General features: G+C 58.3%; 12 protein-coding genes. 4 read left to right on the forward strand and 8 right to left on the reverse strand.

Going from position 1 to position 14,402, the window contains the following annotated elements; all coding sequences use genetic code 11:
- Positions 1 to 150 precede the first annotated feature (150 nt).
- On the forward strand, positions 151 to 864 hold the full coding sequence (locus BSK43_RS35240; protein WP_246662708.1) for a hypothetical protein: 714 nt from the start codon (positions 151 to 153) through the stop codon (positions 862 to 864).
- A 732-nt stretch (positions 865 to 1,596) separates the two neighbouring features.
- On the opposite strand, the gene BSK43_RS27400 is transcribed toward BSK43_RS35240, so the two are convergent.
- Together BSK43_RS27400 and BSK43_RS27405 are read right to left on the reverse strand one after the other, a co-directional pair.
- Positions 1,597 to 2,199: an inorganic diphosphatase gene (locus BSK43_RS27400; protein WP_077467914.1), complete on the reverse strand. Its 603-nt coding sequence runs from the start codon at positions 2,197 to 2,199 to the stop codon at positions 1,597 to 1,599.
- 118 nt (positions 2,200 to 2,317) lie between these two features.
- The gene (locus BSK43_RS27405; protein ID WP_077467915.1) at positions 2,318 to 3,256 is read right to left on the reverse strand and encodes a GlxA family transcriptional regulator; all 939 of its coding nucleotides are present in this window, start codon (positions 3,254 to 3,256) and stop codon (positions 2,318 to 2,320) included.
- 207 nt (positions 3,257 to 3,463) lie between these two features.
- Here BSK43_RS27405 and BSK43_RS27410 point away from each other — a divergent pair, with 207 nt between their 5' ends.
- A complete protein-coding gene (locus tag BSK43_RS27410) occupies positions 3,464 to 4,261 on the forward strand; it encodes an SDR family oxidoreductase (RefSeq protein ID WP_077467916.1) in 798 nt (265 codons plus the stop codon).
- A gap of 301 nt (positions 4,262 to 4,562) precedes the next feature.
- Complete coding sequence (locus BSK43_RS27415) at positions 4,563 to 5,627, forward strand: glycosyltransferase (protein WP_077467917.1); 1,065 nt, start codon at positions 4,563 to 4,565, stop codon at positions 5,625 to 5,627.
- A gap of 27 nt (positions 5,628 to 5,654) precedes the next feature.
- On the opposite strand, the gene BSK43_RS27420 is transcribed toward BSK43_RS27415, so the two are convergent.
- Positions 5,655 to 6,920: a glycoside hydrolase family 5 protein gene (locus BSK43_RS27420; protein WP_077467918.1), complete on the reverse strand. Its 1,266-nt coding sequence runs from the start codon at positions 6,918 to 6,920 to the stop codon at positions 5,655 to 5,657.
- 102 nt (positions 6,921 to 7,022) lie between these two features.
- Positions 7,023 to 8,285, reverse strand: coding sequence for a YbfB/YjiJ family MFS transporter (locus tag BSK43_RS27425; RefSeq protein WP_077467919.1), 1,263 nt, complete (start codon positions 8,283 to 8,285; stop codon positions 7,023 to 7,025).
- Between the two features lie 104 nt (positions 8,286 to 8,389).
- On the opposite strand from BSK43_RS27425, the gene BSK43_RS27430 reads away from it, so the two are divergent.
- Positions 8,390 to 9,283, forward strand: a complete 894-nt coding sequence (locus BSK43_RS27430; RefSeq protein WP_077467920.1) for a LysR family transcriptional regulator — start codon at positions 8,390 to 8,392, stop codon at positions 9,281 to 9,283.
- Here BSK43_RS27430 and BSK43_RS27435 read toward each other — a convergent pair.
- The 4 genes from BSK43_RS27435 to BSK43_RS27450 all read right to left on the reverse strand — a co-directional run bounded on the left by BSK43_RS27435 (position 9,267) and on the right by BSK43_RS27450 (position 14,382).
- Positions 9,267 to 10,997, reverse strand: a complete 1,731-nt coding sequence (locus tag BSK43_RS27435) for a M14 family zinc carboxypeptidase (protein WP_077467921.1) — start codon at positions 10,995 to 10,997, stop codon at positions 9,267 to 9,269. The genes BSK43_RS27430 and BSK43_RS27435 overlap by 17 nt on opposite strands.
- A gap of 6 nt (positions 10,998 to 11,003) precedes the next feature.
- Positions 11,004 to 11,852, reverse strand: coding sequence for an ABC transporter permease (locus BSK43_RS27440; RefSeq protein ID WP_077467922.1), 849 nt, complete (start codon positions 11,850 to 11,852; stop codon positions 11,004 to 11,006).
- Between the two features lie 6 nt (positions 11,853 to 11,858).
- Positions 11,859 to 12,782, reverse strand: a complete 924-nt coding sequence (locus BSK43_RS27445; RefSeq protein WP_077467923.1) for an ABC transporter permease — start codon at positions 12,780 to 12,782, stop codon at positions 11,859 to 11,861.
- A 64-nt stretch (positions 12,783 to 12,846) separates the two neighbouring features.
- Complete coding sequence (locus tag BSK43_RS27450; protein ID WP_068393441.1) at positions 12,847 to 14,382, reverse strand: ABC transporter substrate-binding protein; 1,536 nt, start codon at positions 14,380 to 14,382, stop codon at positions 12,847 to 12,849.
- Positions 14,383 to 14,402: the final 20 nt, after the last annotated feature.

The following is a 14,402-nucleotide window of genomic DNA, read 5'->3' on the forward strand; positions in this document are numbered from 1 at the left end:
ACTATCATCAGCGGTCGGATGTACATCGCCACCATTGTCATCGCGGCTGGAGGGCTGAAAGCTGCCTAAGCGAGAAAGCCGTTAGCCGACAATTATGGCGGACAATATTGCCATTATATACGTATCTTATACATATAGCACGTTATCCACGTGGAGGAGTACCGTTTCGCTTTTTCGAAGCAAACGGCCGCTTGGACGGAACGCCAACTTGAAGGGAAACACACAATGGCAAACTTTCTGGAGAAATGGTCTTCAAAGAAGGCTGAAAAGCCGAAGGCTGGAGCGCGGAATGTAGTTGATACCTTTCGGGCAAGAGTAGAAGAACAGAAGGGATATCTTGAGGAGTATGAGCGAGACATCGCCGGCTTCAAGAAGTGGCGTTCCACATGGTTTCAGCGTGTTCCCGGCGGCTTCGGAGTCACGGTTGGCCGCGACTCTATCAATGCAGGCGCGGGGCTGAACTATATCGTTGTTGAATCCATCAAGCAGGTGTCAGAGTTTCTCGACGATCTCGCGCATCACGCGGAGAAGGATTCCGGCTTTCAGCAGGCGCTTGAGAAAAACCGTCTGCGACGTGTCGCATCGCTGAATGCGGGCAAGGCAAAAGGAAGCGCGGCGACCTCGAAGGCAAAGGCAAAGCCGGCTGCTGCTAAACCTGCTGCGACCAAAGCCGCTGTAGCGAAGCCTGCCGCAGCAAAGCCTGCCGCAGCAAAAGCTGTTGCAGCCAAGCCGGCTGCTGCGAAGTCTGCCCCAAGTAAACCGGCGCCAAAGGCCGCCAAGGCCAAACCGGCTGCCGTTGCTGCGACGGAGGTGGCAACGCCGAAACGAAGCCGCAAGCCGAAGACCGAGGCCGCCGCCGAATAAGAATAAAGCCCGCTTCGAGCGGGCTTTATTTTATCTGTCAGATATCAACCAATTCACCATCGTACCACCTGCACATATCCACTATGCTGCCTTCAATATGAGGATGAGTGAGTGGAGGTCTTCTCAATTACCGAAGCAAAGCTTTCTTGAAACGATATTTTGCATCAATGCGGTGCAAAATAATACAGATGCCATCACTCCATGGCAGCTCAGCATCGTGATGATATTTGATTAGTGGAGCATTTTATCTGTTCATGATCCATCAATAATAAGTGCAATTGCCGCTATTTTCTCCAAGTCATTTTATTGATAACCGGTATTGGAAGCGCAATTGACTAGAATGTCTTCGAGGCAGAGGCAGAGGCAGAGGCAGAGGCAGAGGCAGAGGCAGAGGCAGAGGCAGAGGCAGAGGCAGATTGTAGTTTGACGGCTGTGGAGGTGACAAGCCCGCATCATCAATCGAGAAGACTTCCATGAGTTGATATGCAGCCCATAGACCTCTTTCGCCATCCATGAAGTGATGACCTCGGCGCCTGATATCGGCAGGAGCGCGCGTGGTGAGATCCAGCCTGCCGTGCTGAAGGGGATGCCGCCGCTTACGGGTTGGAGCAGGTCAATGAATTGGTGAGCGCTTCTCGTTAGATTTGCCGACCGATCGTGGGGGCGCGATCGGTCGGCTTTGAGAAGGCTGCGTTTTAAAGGAAGTGGTTGATGCCACTCCCTTCTGCTGGCTTACTTCTTTTCGCTGTAGGCCTTGATCGCAGCAGCGACTTCGTTGCGAGCGTTTTCTGCCGTCTCGAAGCCGCCGACTTCGACGACCTTACGGGCGTCCGGAAGCTGCTTGTAGACGCGGAAGAACGCCTGCAGGCGGTCCTGTTCCAGCTTTGGAAGATCGGAGATCTCCTTGACGTTGTCATAGGTCGGATCGATCTTCGTCGTCGGAACGGCGACGATCTTGTTGTCGACCTCGCCACCGTCGATCATCTTCAGAACCCCGATCGCTCGAACGCGGATGATAGCGCCGGGAACGATGGGCTCGCGCGAATAGACGATGGCGTCGAGCGGATCGCCGTCACCACCGAGCGAGCTAGTGATCGAGCCGTAGTTCGCCGGATAGGCGACCGGCATGGACTGGAAGCGGTCGACAACGATGTGACCGGTCTTGGCGTCGATCTCGTATTTGGTGAAGCTGCCGGCAGGGATCTCGATCGCCGTATAGAATTCGCGGCTTTCGTCTTTCGGCTGAGGATAATCGATATAGGATACATAATCGGAAGCCGACGCAGCCGTGCCGGACAGCATGGCAAATGCAATGACAGAGATAAGCTTTTTCATAAACGCCCCCGCGTTAAGGTTGAACGCTATCGACCTAATCAGGGGTTGTTACGAGCTTGTGACATAAATCAGCGAATGCACAGGTCATCGCGCTTCAGCCCAAGCCTGATCTCGAAACTCAAGCGACGGCGCGAACATTGCGGCGGATTGTCTGAGGCGGTTGGCCGAGCACGCGCAGGAAGGCTCGCCGCATGCGTTCGCGGTCGGCAAAGCCGACTTCGACGGCGATCTCGTCCATCGAATGGCGTCCGTCCTCGATCATCAGCCGGGCTGCCTCGACCCGCATGTTCTCGATCGCCTTTGCCGGCGACTGCCCGGTTTCGCTGCGAAAGACGCGGTTGAACTGGCGAGGGCTGAGGCTGGCCGCTTCCGCCAGTTCCTCGACCGAGACGATCTTGCGCAGGTTTCGTCCTGCAAAATCGAGGGCGCGTTGAACCCGGTCCGATTTCGGTTCCAGTTCCAGAAGGGTTGAGAATTGCGACTGTCCGCCGGCGCGGCGATGATAGACGACGAGCTTCTTAGCAACGGCGCGAGCCAGTTCCTCGCCGTGGTCCTTCTCGATCATCGCAAGGGCGAGATCGATGGTGGCGGTCATGCCTGCGGATGTCCAGATAGATCCGTCGATGATGAAGATCTTGTCCTCGTCGACTTTCAAAGCGGGGAAACGATCGCGCAATTCACGCGCGTAGACCCAATGTGTCGTGGCGCGGCGCCCATCGAGCAGGCCGGCTTCCGCCAAAGTGAACGCGCCCGTGCAGGGGGCCGCGACACGCCGGCAGACTTTTGCCGACTGACGGATATAATCGAGCGTCGCCGGCGACATGGAGGAGACTTGTGTGGCTGCGCCTATGAAGAGGGAATCAAACGAACTGTTGCCAAAGGGTTCTGTTTCGACACTGAACCCTGCCGACGAGCGCACGAGCCCACCTGCCTCCGACAGGAGCGTCACGCGATAGAGCTCCCTTTCGCCCGCCAGATTTGCAACCTCGAAGGCGGTAATGGCGGTGAAACCCATGATCTGGAAGTCGGGGAAGACGAGAAATCCGATGGTATGCATGGCGGTGCCTACGGCTGAAAAAGGTGCTTATAGTATTTATCAGACAGACGATCCTGTCAAATAACCGTGGCTCTTCCGCTCAATCGCCTCGGTATATCGGCGCAGAATGGCTGAAAACGTGGTGAATATGACATTTGGGACGTGAGCTTTCAGGCGTATTGTCTTGTCATGCGGATAGGACCTCCCCCCGCGAAAAAGGACAAAACGATGACAAATTCATCCTCAGGAAAAGCATTGGTGACAGGTGCCTCATCAGGCATTGGCGCCGTTTACGCGCATCGGCTTGCAAAGCGAGGTTTCGATCTCATTCTGGTCGCGCGCAACAAGGAGCGGCTTTTGGCGATTGCCGATCGACTGCGCACGGAGACGGGCCGAAATGTCGAGGTGATCGCTGCCGATCTTGGCGTGGCAAGTGACCAGCATCGCATCGAGCAGGTGTTAAGGAAAGATGAGGCCATCACGTTGCTCGTCAACAATGCCGGTTTTGGCGGCGGTGCGACATCGTTCGAAGCTGACGTCGACAAGATGCAGCAGATGATCGAGTTGAACGTCACGGCGCTAATGAGGCTGACCTATGCTGCCGTGCCGGGCTTCGTTAGGCGTGGCGGTGGCTCCATCATCAACATCGCCTCGATTGTGGCTATCGCGCCGGAATTGCTGAATGGCGTCTATGGCGGCACGAAGGCCTTCGTGCTGGCCTTCAGCCAATCGCTGAAGCATGAGCTCGCAGACAAGAACATTCGTGTGCAGGCTGTTCTGCCCGGTGCAACGGCTACGGAATTCTGGGCCGTCGCGGGTGTGCCTATCGAGCATCTTCCTTCTGAAATCGTGATGTCCGCCGAGGATATGGTCGATGCTTCGCTGGTTGGATTTGATGAGGGTGAGTTGGTGACGATCCCGGCGCTCGAGGATGCCGGGCTGCAGAAGGCCTATGAAGATGCACGACAGGCATTGATGCCCAATCTGTCCCGCACCGTGCCGGCCTCGCGCTATAAGGTAAAGTGAAGTAATTGCTCGGATGAGCAATGCGTCCCAGCCACCACGCTTGGTTGAGATGCAAATCATTCCATCCTGGTAGAAGAGTTGATCGGCACTCCGATAGCGAGTGCCGATCATCGGCAGGCCTGAAATAGAAGAACCTCAAGAAGACAAAGCGGGTCAATATGATCCACACAATTGTGCTTGATATATTTCCGAGGTGCCACATGTGCCTCTAAGGCCAAGCCTGGGCGACAGCCGATTTGGCCATAAGGACCTGAGTGAGAAGGTTCGCCGCGACCAAAGCAGAATTGCGAGGTTCAATGCGATGTATTCCATCCAAGACCATGTTCCCGTTTCCATTGTTATCGCGAACTACAACTACGCACGCTTTCTTCGGCGTAGCATCGACAGTGCGTTGGGGCAGACCTACGACGATGCGGAGGTTATTGTTGTCGATGATGCATCAACCGATGGTACAGCTGATGTCATTGCTTCCTATGGCTCACGGATAAAGCCGTGTCTGCGAGAGGTGAATGGTGGACATGCTGCCGCATTCAACACAGGCTTCGCATCGAGCAGCGGGGAGATCGTTCTGTTTCTCGATGCGGATGATTATCTTTATCCGAATGCAGTATCCGATGTTGTCGATGCATGGGAGGAGAATACGGCACAAGTGCAGTTCAGGCTGCATATCGTTGACGAGCAGATGCATGTAAAGGATGTATTTCCGCCTGCAGAATTGCCATTCGATTCCGGCGACGTCACATCGAAACTGCTGCGAAAGGGTCGCTATCAGACAACGGTGACAAGCGGTCTGGCATTCAAGCGCTCGGTTCTTAATTCGGTCATGCCGGTCCCCGAGCAGAACTTTCGTCAGGGCGCCGATGGATACCTGGCCACGGTTGCTCCGCTGCATGGCGAGGTCACCTCTATTGAGGAATGCCTCGGCGCTTACCGCATTCATGGCGCCAACCACTCCGTCTTTGCGGAGAAACTCGGCCAACGGGCGCGCTGGCGTATTGAGCACGATTTTCGCCGGCTGGAAGCGCTGTCGGACCAGGCAACGGAGGTGGGGCTGGAAGTGCCTGATGATGCAGGTCTCCATGACCCCGTGCATATCGAGGAGCGTCTGGCATCGCTTTGCATCGACAGGGAGCGGCATCCGGTCGCCAGCGATTCCAGGCTTTCGCTTGCCGCCGCGGGCGCTGTTGCCAGCCTGGAAATGAATGCATCCCGAAGACGTCGTGCCATGCTGGCCGCCTGGTTCCTATCGGTCGGCATCCTTCCGCATCAGATGGCGAAAGCTGTTTTGTCATGGAAGCTCGTCGCATCATCGAGACCGCAATTCCTCCTGCGCCTTTCGAAGGCCATTCGGCATGCCGTCGGGTAGGGTTGCCTCTGAATTGGCGAGGCTCTCCTAATCCGGATTTCCTGATTTGCGCGCAGGCCCAAGCAATGCATCGATGGTAGCTTGATGGTGGATATTCCTGTCGAAACGGCTGTCTTTCGCCAGTTGCATCAATCCTGCGAAGGCGTCTTTCGCCGAGGGCTTCTTGCCTTCCCCGCGGAGATAGGCAGTCAGGCGGCGATAGTTCGCGTTCGCCTGGATTTCAAGCGGATTGCCCCGACCGATCTTCTTGAGCGGCCACCATGACCAGCCGATGCCGTTCTTCTCCTGTAGTGCTACGGCGCGAGCGTACCAGTCGTTGGTATTCTCGCCGGATTCGCCGTTCCATAGCGGCATGTCATATTGCTCGCGCAGCTTGAGGAAAGGCTCGATCGACTCTTGCGTGGTCGGGGTCCAGTATTTGTGAAAGCTCAGCACCGTGTTGTGATCGGCAACGGGCAGCACACCGGCATAGTTGTTGCCCCAGCAATTGCCCTCGATGATCAGCATATGGTTGGTGTCGACCGCGCGGATCGCACTGATGGTACGCTCATAGAGGTCGTGCAACGGCTGGTTTGCAGTTTCGCGGCAACCGCCCTTGTCTTCTGCGTCCTGAAAGCCCCAGTTCGGTTCGTTCAGGAGGTCATAGCCGGCAATCGTCGTCTCGTCCTTGTAGCGCCTGGCAATCTCGCTCCAGAGCGCGATCATCGTCGCCTGGTTCTCGCCACTGTCCCAGAGCGAGGGGCTGTTCGGATCGCGATCCGAAATGGCAATGTCGTGCCCCTGGCCACCCGGCGCGGCATGCATGTCGAGGATCAGATACATATGGTTGGCTTTAAGCCACTCGATCAGCGCATCGACGCGGCGAAACCCTTCTTCGTTCCAGACGATCCGGTTGCCTGCATCCTTGCCGGACATATCCTTGATGAACAGGTTCCAATGCATCGGCAGGCGAACGCTGTTGAAGCCCCATTTGCCCATCGCATCGATATCGGCCTTCGTCACGGCATTGTCCTGCCAAGCCCGATAGAATTGCTCTGTCTTCGTCTCGCCGATGATTTCGGAAATACGGTGGCGAATGACGCGCTGCGCCTTCAGGTTGGGCAGGCCCATCATATAGCCTTCCTGAACCATCCAGCCTCCGAGGCCCAGGCCACGCAAGATAAGCGGATTGCCCTTGGCATCGACGATCTGCTTGTGGTCGGCGCGCACAAATCCTTGCGCATGCAACGGAGACACGAGCCACATAATGGAGATGGCGGACAGGCTGACTAGCAACAGCAGAAAATGCCTCATGAACCTCCAGTCGCTTTAAACTTTGGCGCCATGTGGGCATGATATGACGCGAGCAGTAAAAACTTGCGACGGCTGCCAATATCCGGGACTGATGTCGCGGCATCACTCCGTAGCAGTCGAGCCATGCTGCGCCGGATTTAGTTTCTCGCGTTCCTGCGGTGGAGTGCGGAAGAACACTGCGGCAGCAAGATCGATTGCAAGCGCGAGGACCATCGCCGCCGTCCCGATGAAAAAGAGCAGCTGGTAGTTTCCGCCGCTGCGGGCGAAGGTGAAGGAAAGCCCGTAGGCGGCGGCCGCCTGAAACAGGGCAAAGAATACCGTTGCCACGCTCCAGGCCGCCTTCTGTTGCGCCGGATGATGCGGCAGCAATTCGGCGATCCGCCCCAACATCAGGGGCACGGTTCCGGTCACGAATGCGCCGACTACAAGGCTCGAGGCGATGAGCCATGCCTGCCCGAGGCCAAAGGCGGGAATGGCGACCGCGACCGCTTCGAGCAGGAAAGCGAAACGCATGGCGGCACCGAAGCCGGTACGATCCGCAAGATGGCCGGCAAGGATAGGCCCGAGTGTCGCGCCAATCCCGAACAGCGCCCAGTATTCCGCGCCCACCTGCAGGCCTTTTCCCATCCCTCGCGCGACGAAATCGACGAGGAAAATCATGTGGGGAACCCAGCCGGCGGCATTCAAAGCATATTCGACATAGAGGGCGCGCAGCGTTCCGCGTGCCGGGACATGAGTGGTATGCTGCGGGACAGGGGATATTTCACTCTCCTGCGGCCATCCGGCCCAGGCAATAACGGTCAGCAGCAGGGAAAGTGCGCCGAGGCCGAGCCATGTGTCGCGCAGGCCCTGCTGAAGCAGCAGCGGCACCAGCGTGCCAGACAAGGCGATGCCCGCGCCAATGCCCATGAAGATCACGCCGCCCGCAAGACCTCGGCGGGAAGGCGCAACCAGCGGCAAGACGGTCGTCGCCGCCAATACCATCAAAGCTCCGCCAGCAAAGCCGGCTGCGGAGCGCCAGATAAAGAACCAGGCAAAGCCGATGGGGAAGGCGCAGGCAAAGAACGCTGCCGTGGCTGCGAGCATCATGATCCGGAGCGTGGGGACAATGGAGATGCGCGCCGCGACGGGACGTCCGAGCAGTGCACCGGCCAGATAGCCCGTGAGGTTTGCTGCGCCGAGATAGGCGGCGGCCGATTGTTCGAACCAATGTGCGTCGACAATAGCCGGCAGAAGCGGCGTATAGGCGAAACGCGCGAGCCCGATGCCGATCAGGCTGGCGCAGAACGCCGATAGAACGGCGCGCCAGGCAAGTCTTGCGTTGGAATGGCTTGGCTCGGCTTCATGTATGGCGGTGCCCATCATAGGAACTCTCTCAGCTATCAGTGCTTGAGATAGTAGGCCGCTCGCTATATCATTAAAATTGATTTATTATGAGAATAGTTATCTCTATTGGAGATAGGTGAGGCATGAATATATCCGATCTCAGATTTTTCGAAGCGGTTTCCCGGCACGGCAGCATGAATCGCGCTGCGCAGGAGCTGCATACGGTGCAGTCGAATGTGACGGCGCGCATCCGGGTGCTGGAAGAGGAATTGGGTGTCAGCCTCTTTCAACGACACGCTCGCGGCGTTTCGACCACGCCGGCCGGACAGCGCATCCTGCCGTTCGTTGGGCGCATCACCAAACTTCTGGCCGATGCGCGCGCAGCTGCGCAGGACGATGGTTCACCGAGCGGCGCGCTTCTTCTCGGCAGCCTGGAGACAACAACGGCATTGAGACTGTCTCCGCTGCTCAGTCAGTTCGCCAAGTCCTATCCGGAGGTCCGTCTCGTCGTCACCACGGGCACGACGCGGAAGCTGCTTGACGAGGTCATCGAGTGCAGGCTCGAGGGAGCGTTCGTCGCGGGGCCGGTCAGCCATCCCGATCTCGATCAGCAGGTGGTGTTCCAGGAGGAACTCGTTCTCGTAACCTCCCGCTCGATCCATTCGATGGATGAGCTCGTAAAAATCACCGACCTGCGCACCATCGTTTTCCAGATCGGATGCTCTTATCGCCAGCGGCTGGAAACCCTTCTGGCCGAAATGGGCATCGTCACTGCAAAACCGCTGGAGTTCGGCTCGCTCGATGCCATCATCAGCTGTGTCTCGGCAGGCGTCGGTATCGCTCTTCTTCCGAAAGGCATTGTTGCCGCAGCCTGGCAGGACGGCCGGGTCGCGGTCCACGAACTCCCACCGGAGCGATCGCTGGTGGACACGCTGTTCGTACGCCGCTCGGATGCCTACACATCAAGCGCCATGACCGCACTTCTCGACATGGTGCGACCAAAATCTGCGACAGGACCGCTTAGCTCGAAGCCATGATTTGCTGCCAGGCGGCATATGCGGAGAGTACGGTTTCCATCTGCGCGGTGTGGCCGGCAATAAACTCTGGGCCGTAAATGGTCTCGTCCGGATATTCGGTGATCAGCGTCATCGGCACGCTATGGCGGTCATCGATGTCGGCAAGGCAGGGGAAGCCGTTGATGATGCGGAAACCTGTCTCGCCGGCATGTGTTTCGTAGAGCCCGATCTGCCTGTTGTTGTAGTCCAGCAGCCCGGGAATGGCGCCAAGATGCCTGGTCACCTTGTCCAGCAATTGCTCGGCTTGGGTTGCCCAACCGGAATGATAGCGGGCAATCAGGAAAAAGCCCTTCGGCAGCGTCCACATGGCGAAATTGCGCGGGACATAGCCGGAGAGGGGACGTGTCCATTCATGGGCGGGATAACCATGCAGGTTGACGTGCAGCTGCGCGCCGCTCAGCGTCTCCGCCTGGATGCGGATCTTTTTTTCGCAGAGATAGGCACCGGAGTTTTCCTCGGTGCGGTATTCGAGATCATCGCCCAGCGCCGTATAGCGGGCGGCATGATACATGTGGCGCGGGCTGCCTTTGCGCAGGCGCTGGTGAAGGGCGTAACCATCGGGGTTTTCGAGTGGCGAGATGGTGAAGTGCGCGCCGTCGAGCGCAGCCAGCCGCCGCGCCGCGCGCAATGCGCCGGCTCCGCCGGTCGTCTCGTTGGCATGCTGGCCGCCGCTGATCATGACGGCCGCGTCTCTGCCCTTGATATAACGTGCTCTCACCGTGCGGCCGGAGCGCGTGGTGGCCTCAAACGGCACGCCGCCGATGGCATCGAGTTCGGCTTCGATCTGTTCTGCGGCCAAAGGCTCTTCGGCAACGTCAATCTGTTGCTGTGGGCCATCGGAGAAACCGGTTGAAAGGGGCTTGGTTTCGATCCGTACCGAGATGTCCCCCTCGGATTGAACGATTTCCGGAACGATCTGGCCGGGCTTCAATCCGCGATCGCCGAGCGGACGCCCGGATTTCTTCTGGAAGAATTCGAGCAGCGAAAAATAGAAATCCTCATGCAGCGCTTCCCTAAGGCTCATGACCTCGTCGCCGACAGGCAAGGCTTCATCGGCTGCCGGCAGAGTGACGCGGATGTTGAGTTCACCGAAATAGGGTTCGGTGGTGCCCCAGTCGTGGCCAGTCACCGCAGCAATCGCATCTTCGAACAGTGTTTCGTAATCCGAGGGCAGGCGCGCGCCGGCCGTGCCACTCTCGGTAACCAGCCAGCCGGTCGGGGAGACGCTCGTCTCACCTGCCGCATCGATGTGGACGCGGTTTGGTGCTAAAACCTTCACAAGGCGCTCGCCTGTCATGGTGGATTTCAGCACAACATCGTAATGAAATTCGCTGTCGCTGCGGGCGAAAAAATCGATCTTGCGATCGCCGACCATCGCACCAAGAGGATAGGCCTCCAGCCGGAAGCGATTATCCGGTGCATTCGGGTGTACGGGATAGCGGATCTCGATTGCTTCCACACCCTCCAGATCGATCTCTTCGAGAAAGGCATTGACCAGCGGCTTATAGGCACTACGGATGCGCGCTCGTATGCCTTTCTCGGCAAGCTTGAGTTCCGCCTCACGGCGGCTCCGTCGGTCGGCGAAGGTCCAGGCCTCAATATCCTGACCCGGTTTTGCTTGCCCGACGAGCTGCGAGAGCGTGCGCTCAAAGCTTTTTTCGAAAATCAGCGTCATGATGTCTTACCTTGTGGTTCTGCCTGTCGGGTCGAGGCTGTCGCGCAGCCAGTCGCCAAGTAGATTGAGGCCAAGCACGGTGAGCAGGATGGCGAGGCCAGGGAAAAGGCTGACCCACCATGCCGTCTGCAGATAGGTGCGCCCGTCCGCCAGCATGCCGCCCCAGCTAGGGATGGTCGGATCGACGCCGAGCCCGAGGAATGTCAGGCTGCTTTCCAGCAGGATGTTGGTGGCGATGTTCAGCGTCATCAGCACGATCACCGGGCCGATGAGGTTCGGCAGCAGATGCTGGAAGATGATGCGCCAGTCTTTCACGCCGATGGCCCGCGCCGACAGGATGAATTCGCGCTCCCGCAGGCTCAGCACCGAGCCGCGCACGAGGCGGGCATATTGCACCCATTGCGACACGATCAGCAGGATGATGGTGTTGGTAAGGCTGCCGCCGACGATGGCGATGAAGGTGATCGCCAGCAGGATGAAAGGCATGGCGAGCTGAATATCGGCAAAGCGCATGAGGATCATATCCCAGATGCCGCGATAATAGCCGGCCGCAAGGCCAACCAGCACGCCAAGAACGACACCGCCGATCACCGAGGTGAACCCGACCAGCAGCGATATCCGGCCGCCGGCCACGACGCGAGCAAGCACGTCGCGCCCGAGCGGATCGGTGCCGAAGGGATGGGCAAGGCTGGCAAAGGGTCTTGCCAGACGGGCCATCAGATCGATCTTCTCCGCGCCGCCTGGAAAGAGCACATCCGAGAAAATGGCGGCAAGGCATATGACGATGGTAAGCGTTGCGCCGAACAGGAATTCGAAGCTGGAGAGGCGCGAACGGCTTGATGTCGTGGTGGCCATGGGCGGTTACTCCGTGCGGATACGGGGATCGACGAGCCCGTAGGCGATATCGACCAACAGATTGACGCCGATGATGAACAGGGCGAGCACGGTGATGACGCCCTGCAATACCGGATAGTCGCGCGCGCCGACGGCGTCGAACGCCAGGGTTCCGAGGCCGGGCCAATTGAAGACGCGCTCGATGACGACGATGCCGCCCAGTAGCCCGCCGAACTGGATGCCGAAATAGGTGATCAGCGGAATGGCGCAATTGCGCAGCGCATGCTTGTAGAGCACCTTGGTTTCGCTCAGGCCCTTGGCGCGGGCGACCATGATGTATTGCGACTGCAGCGTTTCCAGCATTGCCGTGCGCACCAGCCGGACGTTGGTGGCCGTCAGGATCACACCCATCGTCAAAGCCGGCATGACATAGCTCGAAATGCCGACCATGCCGCTCGGCGGCAGCCAGCCAAGCGTGATGGAAAACAGCAGTACCATCATCAGTGCCAGCCAGAAATTCGGAAACGATAGGCCGAGCAGGGAGAGAATGCGGATGATCTGGTCTGCGGTCTTGCCGCGTGCGGTCGCGGCTTTGATGCCGAGGGGAATGGAGATCGCGATCGAGACGACCATCGAGATGAAGGCGAGCAGCAGAGTGGCGGGCAGGGCATCGGCGATCAGTCGCGAAACGGGCGTTCCGCCAGTGAAGCTGCGGCCAAGGTCCAGCGTCAGCAACCCCTTCATGAAGGTCAGATATTGCACGATGAACGGCCGGTCGGTACCGAGCGCCGTGCGGATGCGTGCCAGATCGTCTTCCGTCATGCTGCCACCGCCCTGAAACATCGTCACGGCGGGATCGCCGGTGAGGCGGATGGCGAAGGAGACGAGCAGTGTGATGACGATCACGACGAAAATCGCCTGCAGCAATCGCTTGATGAGAAAACCGGCCACGTTCTTTTCCCGAAAGTTTCTGGAGGGACGCCGCCGGTTCTGCCGGCGGCGTCACGTTTGACGACTATTCGACGGTGACTTCGTTCAGCTTGATGCGGGTATCCGGTGCAGGCACGAAGCCCTTCACCCGCTTGCTGACGCCGTAGATCGCATTGGAATTGTAGAGCGGCAGTTCGAGCGCCTTGTCGGCGACATACTTGCCGATGTCCTTGAGGATCTTTTCGCGCGCGGCGCGATCGGTGAGCGGACGCTGGGATTCCAGCAGTTTGTCCAGCGTCGTGTCCTTTTCATAAGGATTCCACTTTTCGCCGGAGTGGTACATCGAATAGGCCGTGTTGTCGTAATCGAAGGTCCAGCCACCCCATTTCTGCTGGAACATTGCGCCGGTCTTGCCCTGCGGGATGATGTCGTTGAGCAAAACATTGGTCTCATAGGGCTTGATGGTAGCGGTGAGGCCGACCATCTGCAGATAGCTTGCTACGACCTGTGCCACTTCGTTCATGGTCGCATCATTGCCGCGAATGTCGATCTGGATGGGGGCGCCAGGCTTAACGCCTGCCTCGGTCAGCAATTTCTTGGCACCTGCGGGATCAAAGGGGATTGGCTTCAAGTCCGGGTCGTAGCCGAAGGACAGGGAGTTCTGGAAGCTGACGATCTCGGTTCCTTGGCCTGCGAGGATCGATTTGACGATTGTGTCGCGGTCGACGGCCATGATGATGGCTTTGCGCACACGCGGATCGGCCGTTATGCCGTCGCGGGTATTGAAGCGCAGCGAGTCCACGGTTGGGCCGGGAACGCTGGCAATTTCCAGCTTGGAGTCACCCTGGATGACTGGAAGCATGCCGATCGGAATGGTCGGCGGGATGACGAGATCGACGCGGCCGGCCTGAAGCTCGGCAACAGCTGTCGCCGGCTCGCTGATGAAGCGATATTCGAGCTCGGAAATCTTCGGCGCGCCGCCCCAGTAATCAGGATTGGCTTCCAGCTTGATGTTCACCTTCGGCGAATAGGAAACGAACTTGAAGGCGCCTGTGCCGACCGGGTTGAGATTGAAAAAGTCCTCGCCCTTTTCCTTGATGTATTTCGGCGGAACGATCATGGCGCCATAGCCGGCAAGCTTAGTCAACAGCACCGGATCAGGCGTCTTCAGCTTCATGTCGACCGTGTAATCGTCGATGACCTCGACGCTGTCGATCGCGGTGTAGTTGGAGCGCTGTGGCCCCTTGGCGCCCTGCTCGCCGAGCAGGCGATCGAAGGTGAATTTCACCGCGTCGGCATTGAAGGGCTCGCCGTCATGGAATTTGACATTGTGGCGCAACTTGAAGCGGATGCGCTTGCCCTGATCCAACTCTTCCCAGGATTCGGCAAGGCCCGGCACGAGCTTGAGGTCCGGCCCGCGATAGGTCAGCCCGTCGAAGATATTGGTCGATACGGCAGCCCATGCCACAAGAAACGTATCGATCGGGTCCCAGCTGCCTGGGTCTTGCGACGACGAAACCGTCAGTTTGCCGGCTGCGAGCGCTGGCGCGGCGTTGATGGCAACGCTCGACAAGGCAAGCGCCGTCAGGGCGGCTTTCAGTCCCCATTTCATTTTTTTCATTAAATCTGTTTCCTCTTCAG

The sequence above is a fragment of the Rhizobium sp. P44RR-XXIV genome (assembly GCF_001999485.2).
Lineage (GTDB): Bacteria > Pseudomonadota > Alphaproteobacteria > Rhizobiales > Rhizobiaceae > Rhizobium.